Source organism: Xanthobacter cornucopiae (assembly GCF_043195065.2).
Classification (GTDB): Bacteria; Pseudomonadota; Alphaproteobacteria; order Rhizobiales; family Xanthobacteraceae; genus Xanthobacter.
In genome coordinates, this window is the sequence record NZ_CM195531.1 from 48709 (window position 1) to 67754 (window position 19046).

Consider the following 19046-nt stretch of genomic DNA (forward strand, 5'->3'; position numbering starts at 1 on the left):
AGCTTCCCGGGGTGGCACAAGGTTCGCCGACGCCGCAGGGGCATGCGGCCCCGGAGCGATGGCGGGGCGCGTCCGTCAGCCGCCGATGAGGCGCAGGGCCACGGCCCCGGGCGCCAGCATGGCGAAGGCCCACAGGGCCGCGCTGGCCACGTTCGCGAGCTGGAAATGGCTTTGCCGCATGGCGAGGATGCCGGCGATCAGGGGCACCACCGCGCGCACCGGGCCGAAGAAGCGCCCCACGGCCACCCCCCAGATGCCAAAGCGCGAGAAGAAATCCTCGGCCCGCGCCACCAGGTCCGGGCGCCGGGAGAGTGGCCAGAACGACTTGGCGCGTTCCTTGTAGTGGAAGCCGAGCCAATAGGAGACGGCGTCGCCCAGCGAGGCGCCCACCACCGCCGCCAGCCAGATGGGGAAGAACTGCAGGCCGGAGGCTTCCACAAGGGCGCCAATGGCGAGCAGCAGCACGGTGGCCGGGATGAAGAAGGAGACCAGGGCCAGCGACTCGCCGAAGGCGAGGCCGAAGACAATGGCAGGCGCCAGCGCCTGATGCTCCTGCACGAAGGCGGTGGTGGCGTCGATCAGCGTCTTGGGGTCGAACATGGCTCCTCCGCCCGCCGGTCCCCGCCCGCACGGCGCGCGGGACGGATCAAGACCATGGCGCGCATCATTGGCTGGGGCTTGCGCAGCCTCTCTATGCCGGGCCAGTGCGGCGGAAAAGCGTATGGCGGTCGTTCTCCCGCCGCGCGGCTACGGCCAGTCGCCCCACGCGCGCGCCCGGCCGAGACGGCGAAGGGGTATCCGGGTGGACCCCGGCGGCGCCCAGCCGGCGAAAACAGCGGCATCGGGCCGGGCCTGCCTTGAAATCGTCATGGGGATGCGTCATATGCACTGCCATAGTGATCCGTCGGCAGGCGGTCGTTCATCGAGGTCCAACCGGACCGGGGGCGGCGCCAGGGAATGACGGCACTGTCGGGCCGCGTAGCGGAGACCGCTCGGAGCTTCATCATCCTGGAAGCGTCGCAGGCGGCTTTGCCCGAATTCCTTGTTTTCTTCCGGACACCCCTGGCCACGCGGGATGTCGAAGATCCTCGCGAGCAGCATCGCCGCGTGAACGCCACGCGTGCGCGGCCCGACGTCGCTCGCCCATGAAAGACAGAGCTTGACCTCTTTTTCTTCCCTCGGCCTTGCCGAGCCCATCGTCCGCGCCCTCACCGAAGAGCGCCACGTGACGCCGACCCCCATCCAGGCCCAGGCCATCCCTGAGATTCTCGCCGGTCGCGACCTCATCGGCATCGCCCAGACCGGCACCGGCAAGACCGCCGCGTTCGCCCTTCCCATCCTCGACCGGCTGGCCCGCCATCCGCGTCGTCCCGAGCCGAAGTCGGTGCGCGCCCTGGTGCTCTCGCCCACCCGCGAGCTGTCGGGCCAGATCGTCGACAATTTCCTGAAATTCGGCCGTCACGCCCATGTCACGGTCTCGCTCGCCATCGGCGGCGTGCCCATGGGCCGGCAGATCCGCGCCCTGGCACGCGGCGTGGATGTGCTGGTGGCCACCCCCGGGCGGCTGCTCGACCTTGCCGAGAACAACGCCATCCGCCTCGACCAGGTGGAAGTGTTCGTGCTCGACGAGGCGGATCAGATGCTGGACATGGGCTTCGTCCATGCCATCCGCGCCATCGTGCGCCGCCTGCCCCACAAGCGGCATTCGCTGTTCTTCTCCGCCACCATGCCCGGCGCCATCGCCGAGCTCGCCGGCTCCATGCTGCATGAGCCGGTGCGGGTCGCGGTGACCCCGGTGGCCAAGACCGCCGACCGCGTCGACCAGCGCGTGGTGCTGGTGGACAAGGCCAACAAGGGTCCGCTGCTGGCCGAGGTGCTCTCCAAGGAGCAGATCGACCGCGCCCTGGTGTTCACCCGTACCAAGCACGGCGCCGACAAGGTGGTGCGGGTGCTGGCTAAGGCCGGCATTCCCGCCGATGCGATCCACGGCAACAAGTCGCAGAACCAGCGTGACCGGGTGCTGGCCGCCTTCCGCGAAGGCAAGATCCGCACCCTGATCGCCACCGACATCGCCGCGCGCGGCATCGACGTGACGGGCGTCAGCCACGTCATCAATTTCGACCTGCCGAACGTGCCGGAAAGCTATGTGCACCGCATCGGGCGCACCGCCCGCGCCGGCCGCGAGGGCATTGCCATCTCGTTCTGCGACCAGGAGGAGCGCGCGTTCCTGCGGGCCATCGAGCGGCTCATCAAGCTGCAGATCCCGTCCGAGGATCGCCGCGGCGCCGGCATGGCGTTCGACGTGCCGGACGGCGCGCCGATCCTCCTGGACACCCAGGAGGACAGCCGCGAGGACACCCGTGGCGGGCGTCGCCAGGGGCGCCCCGGCGGCCAGCGCGCGTCGGCGCCGCGGAGCGACGGCGGCCGTGGGTCCGAGCAGCGGCGCGGTCCGCAGCGTGACGGTGCTGCCCGGCAGGAGCGCGACGGCGGCCGCCAGGAGGGCCGCGGCCCGGCCGGTGCCGGGCGGGCGCAGTCGCCGCGGGCCGAGGCCCGTCCCGGTCGTGGCGATGAGGCCCGCGCGGCGCGGCCGCAGGCGGCCCGTGCCGAGGGGCGCGGCGATCCGCGTCCGGCCCGTTCCGAAGAGGCCCGGGGCGCCGGCCGTCCGGAGGGGCGCGCCAATCGCGGTGAGCGGGCCGAGCGCGGCGCGCGTGCGACCGGCGGCGAACTCGGCGGCATCGGCTTCATGAAGGCGGTGCCGACCCGGCAGGACGGCCGCAAGGAAACCCAGGGCGTCGGGGCCAAGCGCCCCGGTCGGTGACGTTCAGATCGCGCGCGGGGCATCGATAAGGTGTTCCGCGTGCGCGATACCTATGGGCCGGACCGCGGAAACGTGACATAAGGCCCGCCACTTCCGCCCCGGCGCGGGGTCATCGGAGAAGACTATATGGCGAAGGAAGAACTGCTGGAGTTCGAGGGAACGGTGACCGAGGTCCTGCCCGACGGCAATTTCCGCGTGCGGCTGGACAATGACCACCAGATCCTGGCCTATGCTGCCGGCAAGATGAAGAAGAATCGCATCCGCACCATCGAGGGAGACCGGGTGGTGGTGGAAATGTCGCCCTACGATCTCGACCGTGGGCGCATCAACTTCCGTCACAAGGCCGAAGGCTCCGCTCCGCCGCCCGGCGCGCGACGTCAGCAGAATTTTCGCCGGCGCTGAGTTATCCTGCCCCCGGCCGGCTGGACCGGAGGCGGGGAGGCCGGTCCTCCTCGCCCGTCGGGAAGCCATGGCCCCCAGGAGGGGGAACGGGAATGGAGCTGCGTGTCGCCAAGATCGCTGTGGTGGCGTCGCTCGCCGCCTACGCCTTGCTCGTCGCCTATGGCAACATCGTCGACTACGGGTCGAATTTTGCCTTCGTGGGCCATGTGCTGAGCATGGACACGACCTTTCCCGGCAATGCCCTGATGGCGCGCGCCATCACCGATCCGCGCCTGTGGCATGCCGCATATGCGGCCATCATCACCGCCGAGGGGGTGAGCGGGGTGCTGCTCGCCGCCGGCGCCGGGCTGATGCTGGCTCGGCTGCGCGCGCCCGTCGCCGCGTTCGAGCGCGCGAAGGGGCTGGTCTATCTGGGCGGGGCGCTGGCCTTCGCGCTGTGGTTCTTCGGCTTCATGGTGGTGGCCGGTGAGTATTTCGCCATGTGGCAGTCCAAGGACTGGAACGGCCAGCAGGGCGCCTTCCATATCTATGTGGCCGTCATCGGCATGCTGATCCTGGTGGCGCTGCCCGAGCGCGACTCCGCCTGAGGTTCCCGATCCGCCTGCCGGCGGCCCCGGTTCGGCTTCCCGGCTGCGCTTCCGCGCGCCGCCGCTTGCCTCCGTCCCCCCGCCCCCGGTAGGTTGCACGCCAAGAGGCGCAGGCCGGGCGAGAGCCGGCGGCTGAGCGCCTGGGTCCCGGGGAGGGAGAGGGTGCCGCCAGTTCTCAGCGTGGTCCGGCCACATCCGGAGGCGCCCGCCAGCGCCGTGGTCCTGGAGAAAGTGCGCATTGCCTTTCCCGATGCCAAGCGGGGCGGCGTGCCCTTCGTCGCCGTGGACGACGCCAGCCTCGCCGTCGCCGATGGGGAGTTCGTGGCCATCGTCGGCCCCACCGGCTGCGGCAAGTCCACCCTCCTCAATGCCACCGCCGGGCTGCTCACGCCCGCGTCCGGGCACGTGTCCATCTTTGGCGCGCCGTTGTCCGGGCTGAACCGCAAGGCCGGCTACCTGTTCCAGGCGGAGGCGCTGTTTCCCTGGAAGACCGCGGTGGAGAACGTGGCGATTGGCCTCGATATCGCCGGCACGCCCAAGGCCGAGGCGCGGGCGGAAGCCCGCAAGTGGCTGGCGCGGGTGGGGCTGGCGGCGTTCGCCGATCGCTATCCGCACATGCTCTCCGGTGGCCAGCGCAAGCGCGTGGGGCTGGCGCAGGTGCTGATCCGGCACCCCAAGATCCTGCTGATGGACGAGCCGTTCGGCCCGCTCGACGCCCAGACCCGGCAGATCATGGGCAACCTGCTGCTGGAGCTGTGGAGCGCCGATCGCAAGGCGGTGCTGTTCGTGACCCACGACCTGGAGGAGGCCATCGCGCTGGCCGACCGCGTGGTCATCATGGGCGCGGGCCCGGCGGCCCGCATCATCGGCGAATGGCGCGTGCCCATCCCCCGCCCGCGCGACATCGACGTGCGCCTCGACCCGGCGTTCCATCAGATCCATCGGCAGATCTGGGCGGCGCTGAAGGACGAGGTGGTGAAGGGCTACAGGCAGTCGGAAACGGTGGATCACGGCACATGAGGCGCAACCGCTCAGCCCTGCTCGGGCTTCAGCTGCTGGTGGCGGTGGTGCTGCTGGCGATCTGGCATCTTGGCGCCACGGTGAAGCTGCACATTCCGGCGATCTCGGCCAAGCCCTTCTTCGCGCTCGATCCGTTCTTCTTCTCCACGCCGCTGGCGGTGCTGGAGCGCACCTTCGCGGACTTCTATTCCGGGATCATCTGGTACCACCTGGGGATCACCCTGCTGGAAACGCTGCTGGCCTTCGTCATCGGCGCGGCGGGCGGGGTGCTCATCGGCTTCTGGTTCGCCCGCAAGGCGGTGCTGGCGGCCGTGTTCGATCCTTACGTGAAGATGGCGAACGCGCTGCCGCGCGTGGTGCTGGCGCCGATCTTCGCGCTGTGGCTCGGGCTCGGCATCTGGTCGAAGGTGGCGCTCGGCGTCACGCTGGTGTTCTTCATCGTCTTCTTCAACGTCTACCAGGGCGTGAAGGAGGTGAGCCCGACCCTGCTCGCCAACGCCCGCATGCTGGGCATGAACGAGCGCCAGCTCATGCGGCACGTGTTCTGGCCCTCGGCGCTCACCTGGATGTTCTCTTCGCTGCACACGGCGGTGGGCTTCGCGCTGGTGGGCGCGGTGGTGGGCGAGTATCTCGGCTCCGCCGCTGGCCTCGGCTACCGCATCCACCAGGCGGAAGGCGTGTTCGACGTCACCGGCGTGTTCTCGGGCATGGTGGTGCTCTCCATCTTCGTGATCCTCATCGACACGCTGGTGAGCGCCATCGAACGACGGCTCCTGGTCTGGCGCCCGGCGCCGGCCGGTGCCCAATGACAGGGAGGACAAGCATGGGACGTCTCAAGGCGGGCAGGCTCGGGCACGGCCTTGTCCGCGCCTTCGCCATCGGCGTGCTGGCGGTGGCGGGCCTCGCGGCCGCATTGGCGGGGCCGGCGGTGGCGCAGACGGCGGAGAAGCCGCAGCTCACCCTCGGCGTGGGCGGCAAGCCGCTGCTCTATTACCTTCCGCTGACCATCGCCGAGCGGAAGGGTTTCTTCAAGGAGGAGGGGCTTGATGTCTCCATCAACGATTTCGGCGGCGGCGCCAAATCGTTGCAGGCCCTGATCGGCGGTTCGGTGGACGTGGTGACGGGGGCCTATGAGCACACCATCCGCATGCAGGCGAAGGGCCAGGACATCGTCTCGGTGATCGAGCTTGGCCGCTTTCCCGGCATCGTGCTGGTGGCGGGGAAGGACAGCGGCATCAAGGCCGTGAAGGACCTGAAGGGTCGCAAGGTGGGGGTGACGGCGCCCGGCTCCTCCACCAATTTCTTCGTCAACTTCCTGCTGGCCAAGGACGGGCTGAAGCCGGAGGACGTGTCGTTCGTGGGGGTCGGGGGCGGGGCGTCCGCGGTGGCGCAGATGAAGCATGGCGGCATCGACGCCATGGCCAACCTCGATCCGGTCATCACCAAGCTGGAGAGCGACGGCGACGTGGCGATCCTGGCCGACAGCCGCACCGAGGCGGGCAGCGAGGCCATCTTCGGTGGGCCCAATCCGGCCGCGGTACTCTATCTCAAGCGCGATTTCGTCACCCGCAACCCGGTGACCACCCAGAAACTGGTGAACGCCTTCGCCAAGGCGCTGAAGTGGCTCCACGCTGCCACCCCCGCCGAGGTGGCGGCGGTGGTGCCCGCCGAATATCTGCTGGGCGACACCGGGCTCTACGAGGCGGCGGTGAAGAACTCCATGCCCATGTACTCGGTCACGGGCGTGATCCCGGAAGCGGCCATGAAAAATGCCCTCGGCATGCTGGTGGCGTTCGATCCGGAGCTGAAGTCCGCCTCCATCGATCTGGCCAAGACGTTTGATGGCACTTTCGTAAAAAAGGCAGGGTCGCACTGAGCGGCGCGGAAGAACTTGGAGGGCGGATGCGGAATTTTCGCATCTGCCCTTGATTTGCCGCAGTTAGTCTCTATCTATGCAACATCCCAGTCGCCTAACGCGCTTCCAGCGTCGGCGAGAGACGGACGGATGTACTCCGATTTCGTGGTGAATGGGTGTTCGTTCCTCCGCTGCATGTTTCAAAATGCGCGGGGGAGCGAGCGGACTAGGACAGTTCGTCGCACGGCCTGCTTTCCATCGTTTCCTTCGGGCCGCGACATAAAAGCCTCCCTTCTTCGGACTTGTCCTGAACTGCGCGCAGGCGGTTATGCGCCGCTCGCGATCAGCGCGCTTGCGCCAGCCGCGCAGCAAAAGCCTGAACAGGAGGCCTCAAATGGCCAATGGTACCGTCAAGTTTTTCAACGCCCAGAAGGGCTTCGGCTTCATCCAGCAGGATGAGGGTGGCCCGGACGTGTTCGTGCACATTTCCGACGTGGAACGTTCCGGCATGTACAGCCTGAACGATGGCCAGAAGGTGTCCTTCGACATCGTGGCCGATAACCGCGGCAAGAGCAAAGCCTCGAACCTCGCCGCGCTCTGAGCGCAGCTTTCGCCCGCCACACTGGATGGGCGCCGAATTCGAAGCCCGGGCCTTGTGCCCGGGCTTTTTGCTTGCGTGGACACCCCGTCGTTCCGCACCACCGCCGCAGGCAGGGAGGGCGTGGAACGCGAGGGCCGCGATTAATGGCCAGGAACCTGGATCAACTCGGCACCCTGCCTGCAAACCCCGTCTTCAGCGCTGGACGTAGACCGTGGTGCCCACCCGGACGCGATTATAAAGGTCCACCACATCCTCGTTGGTCATGCGGATGCAGCCGGAGGACACCGCCTGACCGATGGTCTCCGGCTCGTTGGAGCCGTGGATGCGGTAGAGGCTGGAGCCCAGATACATGGCGCGGGCGCCGAGCGGGTTGTCGATGCCGCCGGGCATGTAGCGCGGCAGGTCGGGGCGGCGCTTCAGCATCTGCGCCGGCGGCGTCCAGCCGGGCCATTCGCGCTTGGCGCTCACGGTCTTCACGCCGGCCCACTGGAAGCCGTCGCGGCCGACGCCGACGCCGTAGCGGATGGCCTGGCCCGGCGCTGTCACGTAGTAAAGCCGGCGCTCGGAGGTGCGGATGACGATGGTGCCCGGCTTGTAGGCGCCGTCGAAGGCCACCGCCTGGCGCGGGATCGGCGAGGAACTGCTCACCACGCCGACGTCGGACGGCGTGGCGAGGAACAGCTTCGCGAACGGGAAGAGGTCGTAGCGATCATCGGCCCGGGCCGGGGCCGCGGTGACCACGGCCGCCGCGATCGCGGCGGCGGCGAAGGCTTTCACGTGCATCATGGCGCTAAGGTCTCGTTTCATTGGTCTCGTGTCGTGGACCACCTGGACCAGTGGAGCTTGGCAACTTCCGCGATACGCACCGCCCCCGCGTGTGCGACATCCATTTTTCCGCCACAAATGGACATGACCGCAACCGCTTTATGGACGCCGGGTTCCACGCGCACGCGAGTGTGAAGCACTTTTCGCGTCGGTGCGATGCAAAAGCCACGCTTGCGTTGTTCCGCGGCACGGATCAGCCGGGGGACGTGGAGCGGGCGAAGTCGGCCAGGAGGGTGTTGAACGCGTCGGCGGCTTCCAGGAAGGGCGCGTGTCCCACGTCTTCGAACACCGCGAGGCGGGCGCCGGGGATGCGGCCGGCGATGTGCCGGGCCATGGCCGGGGCCACCACCTCGTCCCGGCCGCCCTGGACCACCAGCACCGGAATGTCGAGGCGGGTCAGTTCATCGTCATACTCCGCCGGACGGTCGAACAGGGCCGCGCGCACCTGCGGCGGCACCACCATGTTGAGCGCGAGCAGGGTTTCGACGAGATCCGCGGGCGGCGGGGCGGAAAAGCAGCGGCGCACGAATTCGCGGGTGGCGGCAATGTTCTCGGCGAGGTCCGGGGCGCACATGCGCCGCATCAGACGATTGCAGGTGCCGTAGAACTCCCGCGCGTTGGCGGTGGCCGCGTCCACGAAGGCGATGCCCCCCAGCCCGGCGCTGCCATGGCTGGACAGATAGTCGCCGATGATGCGCCCGGCATAGGACCAGCCCACCAGAACGGGCCGCTGGAGGCCGGCCGCCGCGATCACCGCCGCCAGCTCGTCGGCCCAGCGTCGCGGCTCCTTGTAATAATGGGGCTCCAGCGGTTTGTCGGAGCCGCCATGGCCACGAAAATCGTAGGTCACCAAGCGGAAGCCTGCCAGTTCCGGTGCGCCGGTCTGCCGCATCCAGGACAGCCCGCAGTGGGAGAAGCCATGGATGAACAGCAGCTCCGGCCCCGTCGCCGCCCCTGCGCTCCAGTCCTGCACATGGATGGAGAGGCCATCGGGCGTAACGGCGGTGATGACGCGCGGGGGCGCGGAGGAGGGGCTGTTCAGCGGGCTCATGATCGACTCGCGGTGGAAGGCCGGGTGGGGCGGTGGCGCGGGCGTGCCGGTCCTTATACCATTGGCCCCGGTCTTTCGACCGGCGCCAAGTGGGTCCGCTCAAGCGCCGCGCGGGCTTAATGCCGAAGGCCCGTGAGCTTTGCTCACGGGCCTTCGGCATTAAGCCATGCTCAACCCATTTCGCGCAGGAACATTGGTCCAAGATGCCGCGCCGAACCGTTCGGCGCCGGGTCCAGGAAGGAAGATGTCCCATGTCGAGACGCTCCGTGTCGAGACGCCTCATGACGCCAAGCCCCCTCTCGCGTCGCGGCGCGCTGGCGCTGGCCGTGGCCGCGCTGGCGGCGGGCGCCGCCACGCCGGCCCGGTCTGCCGACCACTACATGGCGCTGGGGCTGCCCTTCTTCGAGCCCTATCGCGTGGGCATCGCCACCGTCGAGGTGGGCGATGACAAGGCCACCGGCACCATCGCCCCGCCGGCCGGCGATCCGCGCCCGGCGCTGCCGTTCACCGGCACGCTCGTCAACGGCATCCTGAAGGTGAACGTGGGCACGGGGGCGGACTCCTACGTGCTGACCTTCACCGAGAGTGAGCGCGGCCTGCACCAGGTGTGGGACGAGGCCACCACCATCGGCGACCTGGAACGCATCACCCTGTTCCGCCCCGCCGCCGACTTTTCCGACACTGCGCTGGTTCTCCAGCACGTGGACGACAATTGGTGCGGCCAGGTCTATGGCGGGCTGTCCGTGGCGCTGCGGCCGGAGGTGCTGAAGTCGGCCGCCGCCGCGCCGGCGGCCCTGGCCGATCTTGACGTGGCGGTGGCCGGGCCGGCGCGCGGCACCGGCACCGCCAAGCTGAAGGACGTGTGGAGCCGCCTGCGCCTTGCCGCGCGGGGCGGCGAGGACGTGGCGGTGGACATCGTCGTTCCGATCGGCCAGGAGGCGGCGCGCGCAAAGGCGCTGCGGGCCGACCCGGCGGTGCTGACGGTGGGCCTGCCCAATGCCTGCACGGAAATGGCGCTGGCCGTGGTGCCCCGCGCCAAGGTATCGGAGGGCGCCGTGGTTTCCGACGCCAAGCTGAAGACCTATCTGGAAACCGCCCTCGGCCGCCTGCTCGCGGGCGCGCCAGCGGAGGGGGCGGCGGGCGGCGCGCGCAAGTTCAAGCTCGCCGGCGTCAGCGTCGCCAAGGGCGCCGGCGGCGCGCCGGTGTTTCATGCCACCGTGACCGGGGAATCGGATGCGACGCGGCTGGAGAAAGGCAGCTGGGACCAGTTCGTCCTGTCGGTCCAGCCGGTGGTGACCGCCGCCGACACCGGCGACAGCATCTCGCTCATTCCCACCATCACCGAGGTGAGGACGGCGAGGAAGAGCGGCGCCCAGATGCCCGCCGACAGCGCGTTCAAGCCCGTGGACGACGATGCCGTCACCGCCGGCATCACCCATCGGCTGGTGTCGTGGCTGGCGACGGCGGAGGGCTCGCGCTGCGACTTCCTCACCCGCGCCGGCTTCGACGAGCCGGAAGGCGCCTACAGCTGCACCAACCAGGCGCTGGACGACGTCGCCCATCCCGACGACAACTGACGCGCGGGTCCATGCGTTAAGCCATCGACGACAAGACATCGGTGCGCCCGGACGGGCGCACCGAGCCGGATGCCGGGAGTGGGTGACTGCGGCCGGCGCATCCGGGCCCAAGAGGCGCCGGCTCAGGTGCTGTGGCCCAAGAGAGGCCGCTCAATAGGCGCAGCCCAAGAGGCGCGGGTCGAAGTGGAAGCCGGCTTCGGCTTGTGGACCTGAGCTTATGGACCTGGGCTTATGGACATCCGGCGCGCGGATTTGGGCGAGGGGCCTCAGGCGAGGGGGGACTTGGCCCGTGGATTTGGGCCCGTGGATTTGGGCCTGTGGATTTGAGCGCGCAGGCCCCCGGTGGGCCGGGCCCCGCGCGTTGCCCGGCGGGAGGCCCGGCGCGGTGTCAGCCGGCGCCTTCCTCGCGGGCGGCGCGGTGGTAGTCGGCGTCGCGGTCGTGGTCGTGGGCGGCGTGGTAGGCGGTCTCGCTCATGCCGCGCTTCCAATAGCCCACCGCCACCAGGGCGCGGGGCGAGAGGCCGCGCTCGTCGCGGAGATGGGCGCGCAAGGCGCGGGCGGCGGCCGATTCGCACGCCACCCAGGCGGCCACGCCATCTCCCGCCGGCAGGTCGGCGGCGCGCACCGCCGTTTCCAGCAGCCGCGTGGTGCCGGCCTCGGCGCCGTTGCGGTGGAGATAGGCGATGCGCACGCCGGGCGGGGCGGCAAGGTCCTGTTCCTCCGCCGCGTCGTCCACCTCCAGCAGGGCCAGGCCGCGCGTGGCGGGCGGCAGCCGTTCCAGGATGGCGGCGATGGACGGCAGGCCGCTATGGTCGCCAGCCAGCAGCACCGTTGGCGCGGTCGGGAGCCCGCGCCCGCCGGGGCCGGCGATGCCCACCGTGTCCCCGGCCCGCGCCCGCCGCACGAACCGCGCCGCCGGCCCGTCTTGGCCGTGCAGCGCGAAGTCGATGGAGACTTCGCCGCGTTCGGCGTCGAACCGGCGGACGGAATAGGTGCGGGCCACTGGCCTTCGCGGTTCCGGCGGCCAGAGCGGGCGCCCGTCGGGACCCTCCAGCGGCCATTCCGGCTCCACGAGCCCGTCCGGTGGGATCAGCAGCTTGAGATTGGGGCCGGCGCCGAAGCCGGCCACCTCCGGCCCGCCCAGCACGATCCGGCGCGTGCGCGCCGTCACCGCCTCCACCCGCACCACTTCCAGCACCCGCAGGTGGCGATAGCGCGGGCCTGCGGGCGCCACCGTGGCGTCGTTCGTCTGCCGCACAGTCATGGCGCGGTGCCTGTCGAATCGGGGCCGAGGAAGAATTCGAGTCCCGCCAGCAGCGCGTGGGGCGCGGCCGAGGCGTGGGTCTGGCCGGGAAGGATTTCGAACCGCACCGCAACCGGCCGGCCGGGCAGCGCCGCGATCCGTCCGGCGAGGTCGCGGGCGGCGTCCACCATGCCCCGCGCTGCGAGCCGCTGCGCCACCTTGTCGGCATCGGGCTGGGTTCGCAGGCCGGGATGCAGCGTCTGTTCATAGGCGCCCACGGTGAGCAGCAGGCGCCGCGTGCCGGCCGGGGGATGGGCGGCGAAGGCCGCCTCCTCGTTCAGGATCGCCCGGTTCGCCCACCAGATGGAGGGGCTGGCGGCGATATAGGTGGAAAACGCCTCGGGGAGGGTGAACAAAGCGTGCAGCGTGAACAGCCCGCCGAACGAGTGTCCCATCAGCCCCTGCCGCGCTGGATCGACCGGAAAGTCGGCGGCGATGAGCGGGCGCAGCTCGTCGAGCAGGAAGGAGAGGAAGGCGTCGGCGGCGCCGGTCTGCTCGGGCGTGAGATAGGTTCCGGTGCCCTCGCCGGGCGGGGCGGGAACGGGCGTCAGGTCCCGCGCGCGGCGGGGCATGTTGTGGGGCGCATCGCCCGGATAGCCCACCGCCACCAGCACCGCCGGCTGGATCAGCCCGCCCTGGTTGCGCGCCTGGGTGCGGGCGAGGTCCGAGAGGGTGCCCGCCACTGCGTTGCCGTCCAGCACATAGAGCACCGGATAGCCGGCGGGCGGTGGCGGCTCGCGCGGCGCGGTGATGAAGAGGCGATAGGGAAGGCCGCCCCGGGAGACGACCACCCGTTCCTCGGTGCCGGGCAGGGTGAGCGGCCCGGCGGTGCCGCGCGCCGCGCCGCCCAAAAGGGCGGCGAGGGCGAGCAGGGTGGCGCCGGCACGCCGGAGCGGGGAGAGTGTGGCGGCCATGGTCAATAGGTCGCGCTCACCTTGAGCCAATAGCCGCGCGGCTCACCATAGAAGTTGAACAGGGAGGTGGAGCCGACACGCTGGTAATAGACCTCGTCGAACAGGTTGGTGACGGTGACGGTCGCCTTCCAATTGTCGTTGAACTTGTAGCCTGCCTGGGCATCCACAACCGTGTATCCGTCCTCGGTGAGCTTCACGCCGCCGGACTTGGTGTAGAAGCTGGACAGAATCTTCACCCCGCCGGCCACATGGAAGCCGCGCAGCGCGCCGTCCTGGAATTCGTACTTGGTCCACAGATTGTAGTTGTGCTTCGGCGTGTAGGTGCTGAAGCCGGACTGCAGCTGCGCCACGGTGGCGGTGAGATATTCGGTTTCGGTGTAGGTGTAGCCGGCATAGATGTCCCAGCCGGGGGCGAGGCGCCCGCTCACCTCCGCCTCCCAGCCCGACACCTCCACCTCGCCGGAAGCGACGTAGACGTTGGCCACGTTGGTGGCCAGGGCGCGGTTGTCGTCGCGGATCACGAACAGGGCGGCGGAGGCGCTGAGCGCGCCGTCGAAGAAGGACCCCTTTACGCCCCCCTCATATTGGTAGCCCTGGCGCGGCGCCAGCACGTCGCCGGCGGCGTTCAGCTCCGTCTGCGGCATGAAGGTGGTGCTATAGCTGCCGTAAACGGAAATCTCCTTCGTCATGTCGATGACGAGGCCCACCGAGGGCAGGACCTTGCCGTCCACATCCACCGTGGACTGGGTGGTGGTGAGCAGGCCGCCGTTGAGGGTGTTCACCGTGGAGGTCGCGTCGTACCACGAGAAGCGCCCGCCCAGGATGACGTGCACCTGCTCAATGGGGTTGATGCGGGCCTGGGCATAGAGGCCGTACTGGGTGGGGTCGGTCACCGCCTCGCGGTTGTAGACGGTGAGGGGCTCCGCCACTGCCCAGGGGTTGGGCGCGTAGATGTTGTACACGTCCGGCAGGTTGGTGCTGGTGGGCGACCACTGGGTCTGGTCGGTGCGGCGGAAGTCGGCGCCGACGGTGAACTGGTGCTCCTGGCCGAACAACTGGAACGGGGTCGAGACATGGGCGTCGCCGGACAGCGAGCTTTCGTTCACCTGCGCCGCCGTGTAGGCGAGGCCGAAATTGCCCGAGGTGGCCGGCGCGGTGCTGACGGCGGTGCGGCCGTAGGCGTATTTATAGTCGATGTCGCGATCGGAATAGCGCAGGGAGGCCTTGGCCTCGCCGCCATTGTCCAGGTCGTGTTTCACCTCCACGAGATAGTCGGTCATCTCGTTGTTGAAGCGGTTCCAGGTGCCGCCCACGAAGGTGGAGCGCGGCACGTTCAGAAGCTGGCCCTCCCCGGTGCCGAGGTTGATCGCCGGCAGGCCGTTGAAGGGGGTGATGTCGCGCTCCTGGTGCCAGGCGTGGAACGACACCGTGGTGTTCTCGGTGATGTCGAAATCGAGGGCGCCGTGGCCCACCCACACCTGGTTGTCGTTGATGTCCACGAACGAGTTGCGGTCCTGGAAGGCGCCGCCGATGCGGGCGCGCACGGTGCCGGCCTCGTTCAGCTTGCCGCCGGCGTCCACTTCGGCGCGCACGAAGTCCCAGGAGCCGTATTCGAGAGCCGAGGCGATGAACGGCTTGGCGGTGGCCGGCTTCAGGGTGCCGTTGATGATGCCGCCGGGGCCGGCATTATTGCCGGCGGAGCCGCCGTAGAACAGGGCAGCAGGCCCCTTCAGCACGTCCAGGCGGTCAAAGATGAACAGGTCCGGCTGGGTGCCGAGAATGGAGGAGAGCGGGGCCGGCAGGTTGTTGACCAGGAGCGTGTCGATCTCGAACCCGCGGGAGAAGATGGAGGAGCGGCCCTGGTCGTTGGCCAGCACCACCATGCCGGTGGTGCGGCGCATGGCGTCTTCCAGCTGGGTGAAATTCTGGTCGGCCATGCGCTGGCTGGTGACGGTGGAGATGGACTGCGGAATCTCGCGCACCGGCGTGGGCGTGCCGACGCCGATGGTGGTGATGGCGGCGTTGTAGGTGTCAAGTCCTTCGGTGAAGACCGCCTGCTCGCGCTTGCGTTCCTCCAGCACCTGCACCGTGTCGAGCGCGATGTCGCCGGCCGCCTGCTGCTGCGGCTGGGCTTGCGCGAAGGCTGGAGCCGGGGCGGCGGCCAGAAGCGCGAGCGCGGTGCCCGACAGAAGGGTTCCGGCCATCATATGGCCCATGCGAAGCCGCCGCGCCGACGCGCGCTCCAATCCGATCATGCAAATCCCCACTTCTAGCAAAGTAACCTGAAGTTGCGCCGGGCGTGGCGCAGACTTCCAAATGGCTGGCCTCGGCTCGTGGGTCTTTTTTAGCGGCTGCACTCCTGGCTGCTCCAGCAGGAATGGGTTTGTAGGATCGTATAATTCGTTTGCAAAATCCTCATCTGTTTTAATGGGAGAGGTTTCAGGAGTGCATACGCGATGATCAGGCGGGTGGTGTCCTGATTATCTGGAATAATACTAAATCGAATGGGCGGCTCTGCTCTTGACAGCGGCGGCCCGGGTCCATGTTGTTGCGACATGAGCGACCCCGATGCGTCCGCCATTCCGCCCCCGGCCGAGGGCACGCCCACGCCTGCGGTGTCCGATGCGCTCGTGCGCTCCCGCGACATCGCGGCGCTGTCCCGCGTCACCGGCCGGGACTTCAGTCTGGTGACGCCGCGCCTCGGCGCGGATGGCGCGGTGTTGCGCGGGCGCTATGTGCTGGCGCCGCTGCGCAGCGGGCTGGTGCTGCATGCCACCGACGCCGCCGACCTGCACGACACCACCACCCGCGTGGTGCACGGGGCCGGGCTCACCGTGTCCCTGTTCCTGGCGGGCGAGGCCGACGTCTGCATCGGCGGGCGCCCGCTGCACCTGGGCACGCCCGAAGGGGTGGAAGGGGCCCTGATGGCGCGCGCAGAGCCCGACCTGTTCGTGCGCAACGGGCGGCGCGGCATGCGGGTGCGCAAGGTCAACATCTTCCTGCCCGAGGGGTGGCTGGAGCAGGCCGAGCACGACGATCGCCGTCATCAGGCGGTGCTGGCCTTTGCCCGCGACCACCGGGCTGTCGCGCGCTGGCGCCCTTCGGCGCAGATGACGGCGCTGGCCGAGCAGATCCTGGCGCCGCCGCGCTACGGGCCGATGCTCTCCGGCCTCTACGCCGAGAGCCGCGCCATGGAGCTGGTGGTGGGGGCCCTTGGCCTGCTGGGCGCCGGAACCGAGGGCGAGGCGCTGGCGGCGCTGCGTCCGCGCGAGCGCCAGAGGATGTGGGCGGTGCACGATTTTCTGGAGGCCCATCTCCAGCGCGAACTGAGCCTGGAGGACATCGCCCGTGAGGCTGGCATGAGCGTCAATTCGCTCCAGCGCGCGTTTCGTGCCGCCTTTGGCACCACGGTGTTCGACTATGTGCGCCGGCGCAAGCTGGAACTCGCTCGCGACGGACTGGCGGCGGAGGGGCTCACCGTGGCCCAGGCGGCCTATGTGGCGGGCTATGGCTCGGCCGCCAATTTCGCCACCGCCTTCAAGCGCGCCTTCGGGGTTTCCCCCCGGGACTGGCGGGAGCGATGCCGGCGGGGGTGAGGCGACCTGTGGGCGCCGGGCTGGTGGGTGGGGCGCGGCAACCCATCCGGGGCGGCATCGGGCTGGCATCTTGATGGCGCCCGGCAGCTTTGGCATCCGGCGGAGCGCGGCACCGACCCCTTCGGCGCCGCGTGCCATCAAAGGCTCCTGCTCTCAGCGCTCCGTGCTCGTCGCTCCCGATGCTCCTAGCCCTTGGGGGCGGCCGCCGCCTCGCCGGTGCGCAAGGGCCGCGGCGGCGGCAGCGGCGCGCCGGGCTGGGGCAGCTTGCCGGCAGGCGGGGCGGTGGCCGGTGCCGGCGGGGTGGCCTGGGCGCCTTCGGTGTCCTTCATCAGCCGTTCCAGCGCCGCCAGCCGCTCGGCGGAGCGGGGCGAGAGCGTCACCGGGCGCTGGGAGTCGGCCAGCCCCGGCACGTCGAGGGGGGCGGGCGTCTCGTCCAGCTTGGGAATGGGCGAAGTGACGCCGGGGATGGGCTTGATCTCGATGCCCTGGTGGGCATAGGCCATCACCTTCTGCCAGGTCATGGCGGGCAGCGAGCCGCCGGTCATCTTGTTCAGCGAGGCATAGTCGTCATTGCCGAACCACACGCCGGCCACGTAATTGCCGGTGAAGCCCATGAACCAGGCGTCGCGGTAGGCATTGGTGGTGCCGGTCTTGCCCGCCACCTTGGCGTTCACCAGCCGCGCCCGGCGGCCGGTGCCGTTCTCCACCACGTTGTTGAGCATGGCGTTGATGTCGTGGAGCTGCGGCGTCGGGATGATCTGCACCGGGGGCGGGGCGTCGCGGTCGAAGCGCCACACCACCTCGCCATTGCCGATGCGCATTTCCACCACCGCGTGGGGGTAGACGCTGCGCCCGCCGTTGGCGAACACCGAATAGGCGGTGGTCATGTCCACCAGCGTCACCTCGGCGGCGCCCAGCGGCAGCGGCGCGGAGATGGGCAGCGGCGTGCGCACGCCCATCTGGTGGGCGAGGTCGACGATTTTCTTGCGCCCGAACTTCTCGGCGAGCCGCACCGCCACGGTGTTCAGGGAGTGCTGGAGCGCGGTCTGCAAAGTGATGGAGCCCATGTAGGAGCGCCCGTAATTCTGCGGGCACCAGTTGCCCAGGCAGATCGGCGCGTCCTGCACGATGGTGGAGGGCTTGAAGCCGTTCATGAGCGCCACGGTGTAGACGAACGGCTTGAAGGAGGAGCCGGGCTGGCGCAAGGCGTCGGTGGCGCGGTTGAACTGGCTCGCGCCATAATCGCGCCCACCCACCATGGCGCGCACGGTGCCGTTGGGTTCCATGACGACGATGCCGCCCTGGCTCGCCTTGTAGTCGCGCCCGAACTCGCGCAGCGACTGCTCCAGCGCGGCTTCCGACACCTTCTGGATATTGGGGTCGAGGCCGGTGCGCACCACGAAGATGCGCTCGGTGACCGAGGCTGGAAGCTGGTCCACCAGCTTCTTCACCTCGCCGAAGGCATAATCCAGGTAGTAGTCTGGCACCGCCTCGTCGCGGCGGTCCACCGGGGTGGCGGGGTTGCGGCGGGCGCCGAACACCTGACCCTCGGTCATGAAGCCGGATTCCACCAGATTGTCGAGCACGGTGGACGCGCGGGCACGGGCGGCGGGCAGGTTCACGTGCGGCGCGTACTTGGAGGGGGCCTTGAACAGGCCGGCCATCATGGCCGCCTCGGCGAGGTTCACCTCGCGCACCGACTTGCCGAAATAGTAGCGCGCCGCCGCATCCACCCCATAGGCGCCGCCGCCGAGATAGGCGCGGTCGAGATAGAGCTTCAGGATCTGGCTTTTCGTCAGGCGCGCTTCCAGCCAGATGGCGAGGAAGGCTTCCTTGATCTTGCGCTCGAAGGTGCGCTCGTTGGACAGGAACAGGTTCTTGGCGAGCTGCTGCGACAGCGATGAGCCGCCCTGGCGCACCCCTCCGGCGCGGGCATTGGTGACCAGGGCCCGCAGGGTGCCCGCCACGTCGATGCCCCAATGCTCGTAGAAGCGCCGGTCCTCGGTGGCCAGGGTGGCCTTGATGAGGTGGTCGGGGAAATCCTCCAGCGGCACGGTATCGTTCTGCCGAACGCCGCGCTCGCCGATGATGTTGCCGTAGCGGTCGAGGAAGGTGACGGCGAGCTCGGTGCGCTTCAGCCAGTCGTCGGAGGTTTCGTGGAAGGCGGGGATAGCCAGGGCCAGCACCACCACCGTGCCGATGGCGCCGAGGGAGAAGGCCTCCGAGGCGAGCCCCACGAAAAAGCGCGGAATGCCGCTGATGTTGAAGTTCTCGGTGAAGGCCGCATAGGCCGAGAGCGCACGCCGGGTGCGGCTGCCGAGGCCGAACAGCGAGGAATCGAGAACGGCGTCGAGGTCCAGCAGCGCATTGCGCAGCCGGGCCAGCAGGGAAGGACGCTCGGGCGCGGTCACGGGTCGGGGCTCATCCCATTGGAGCGGGGACGGCGCCGCCAGCCGGTGCCGTCCCGCCATCAGCCCTCCGCAAAGAGGGCGATTTC

At 69.3% G+C, this 19046-nt stretch carries 16 protein-coding genes; 9 read left to right on the top strand and 7 right to left on the bottom strand.

Features of this window, described 5'->3' with window-relative positions:
- Positions 1-75: 75 nt before the first annotated feature.
- Positions 76-600 carry a DedA family protein gene (locus V5F53_RS00215; protein WP_393995772.1) on the bottom strand — a complete coding sequence of 175 codons (525 nt, stop codon included), beginning with the start codon at positions 598-600 and terminating at the stop codon, positions 76-78.
- 559 nt (positions 601-1159) lie between these two features.
- Between V5F53_RS00215 and V5F53_RS00220 the strand changes: the two genes are divergently transcribed.
- From V5F53_RS00220 to V5F53_RS00250, 7 genes are all read left to right on the top strand, one after another.
- Entirely contained in the window at positions 1160-2818 is a 1659-nt protein-coding gene (locus V5F53_RS00220; RefSeq protein WP_393995773.1) for a DEAD/DEAH box helicase, read from the top strand.
- A gap of 126 nt (positions 2819-2944) precedes the next feature.
- On the top strand, positions 2945-3220 hold the full coding sequence (infA, locus tag V5F53_RS00225) for a translation initiation factor IF-1 (RefSeq protein WP_188578066.1): 276 nt from the start codon (positions 2945-2947) through the stop codon (positions 3218-3220).
- Between the two features lie 92 nt (positions 3221-3312).
- A complete protein-coding gene (locus V5F53_RS00230; protein ID WP_393995774.1) occupies positions 3313-3807 on the top strand; it encodes a DUF2165 family protein in 495 nt (164 codons plus the stop codon).
- Between the two features lie 162 nt (positions 3808-3969).
- Positions 3970-4827, top strand: a complete 858-nt coding sequence (locus V5F53_RS00235; protein ID WP_393995775.1) for an ABC transporter ATP-binding protein — start codon at positions 3970-3972, stop codon at positions 4825-4827.
- The gene (locus V5F53_RS00240; RefSeq protein ID WP_393995776.1) at positions 4824-5636 is read left to right on the top strand and encodes an ABC transporter permease; all 813 of its coding nucleotides are present in this window, start codon (positions 4824-4826) and stop codon (positions 5634-5636) included. Before V5F53_RS00235 ends, V5F53_RS00240 begins: the two co-directional genes overlap by 4 nt.
- Before the next feature lie 14 nt (positions 5637-5650).
- Entirely contained in the window at positions 5651-6703 is a 1053-nt protein-coding gene (locus tag V5F53_RS00245) for an ABC transporter substrate-binding protein (RefSeq protein WP_393995777.1), read from the top strand.
- Positions 6704-7076: 373 nt separating this feature from the next.
- Positions 7077-7283, top strand: a complete 207-nt coding sequence (locus tag V5F53_RS00250) for a cold-shock protein (protein WP_393995778.1) — start codon at positions 7077-7079, stop codon at positions 7281-7283.
- A 192-nt stretch (positions 7284-7475) separates the two neighbouring features.
- Here the strand turns inward: V5F53_RS00250 and V5F53_RS00255 are convergent, their stop codons facing one another.
- Positions 7476-8069 carry a L,D-transpeptidase gene (locus V5F53_RS00255; RefSeq protein WP_393995779.1) on the bottom strand — a complete coding sequence of 198 codons (594 nt, stop codon included), beginning with the start codon at positions 8067-8069 and terminating at the stop codon, positions 7476-7478.
- 232 nt (positions 8070-8301) lie between these two features.
- On the bottom strand, positions 8302-9159 hold the full coding sequence (locus V5F53_RS00260) for an alpha/beta fold hydrolase (protein WP_393995780.1): 858 nt from the start codon (positions 9157-9159) through the stop codon (positions 8302-8304).
- Between the two features lie 251 nt (positions 9160-9410).
- Between V5F53_RS00260 and V5F53_RS00265 the strand changes: the two genes are divergently transcribed.
- Complete coding sequence (locus V5F53_RS00265; RefSeq protein ID WP_509212749.1) at positions 9411-10736, top strand: hypothetical protein; 1326 nt, start codon at positions 9411-9413, stop codon at positions 10734-10736.
- Between the two features lie 388 nt (positions 10737-11124).
- Here the strand turns inward: V5F53_RS00265 and V5F53_RS00270 are convergent, their stop codons facing one another.
- The 3 genes from V5F53_RS00270 to V5F53_RS00280 are packed head-to-tail and all read right to left on the bottom strand — an operon-like array spanning position 11125 to position 15169.
- Entirely contained in the window at positions 11125-12000 is an 876-nt protein-coding gene (locus tag V5F53_RS00270) for a siderophore-interacting protein (protein WP_393995782.1), read from the bottom strand.
- Positions 11997-12953: an alpha/beta hydrolase gene (locus V5F53_RS00275; protein ID WP_393995783.1), complete on the bottom strand. Its 957-nt coding sequence runs from the start codon at positions 12951-12953 to the stop codon at positions 11997-11999. Before V5F53_RS00275 ends, V5F53_RS00270 begins: the two co-directional genes overlap by 4 nt.
- Positions 12954-12955: 2 nt before the next feature.
- Positions 12956-15169, bottom strand: a complete 2214-nt coding sequence (locus V5F53_RS00280; protein ID WP_393995784.1) for a TonB-dependent siderophore receptor — start codon at positions 15167-15169, stop codon at positions 12956-12958.
- A gap of 339 nt (positions 15170-15508) precedes the next feature.
- Between V5F53_RS00280 and V5F53_RS00285 the strand changes: the two genes are divergently transcribed.
- Entirely contained in the window at positions 15509-16549 is a 1041-nt protein-coding gene (locus V5F53_RS00285) for a helix-turn-helix transcriptional regulator (protein WP_393995785.1), read from the top strand.
- Positions 16550-16734: 185 nt separating this feature from the next.
- Here V5F53_RS00285 and V5F53_RS00290 read toward each other — a convergent pair whose 3' ends face one another.
- Positions 16735-19020, bottom strand: coding sequence for a transglycosylase domain-containing protein (locus V5F53_RS00290; protein WP_393995786.1), 2286 nt, complete (start codon positions 19018-19020; stop codon positions 16735-16737).
- Between the last annotated feature and the right edge of the window lie 26 nt (positions 19021-19046).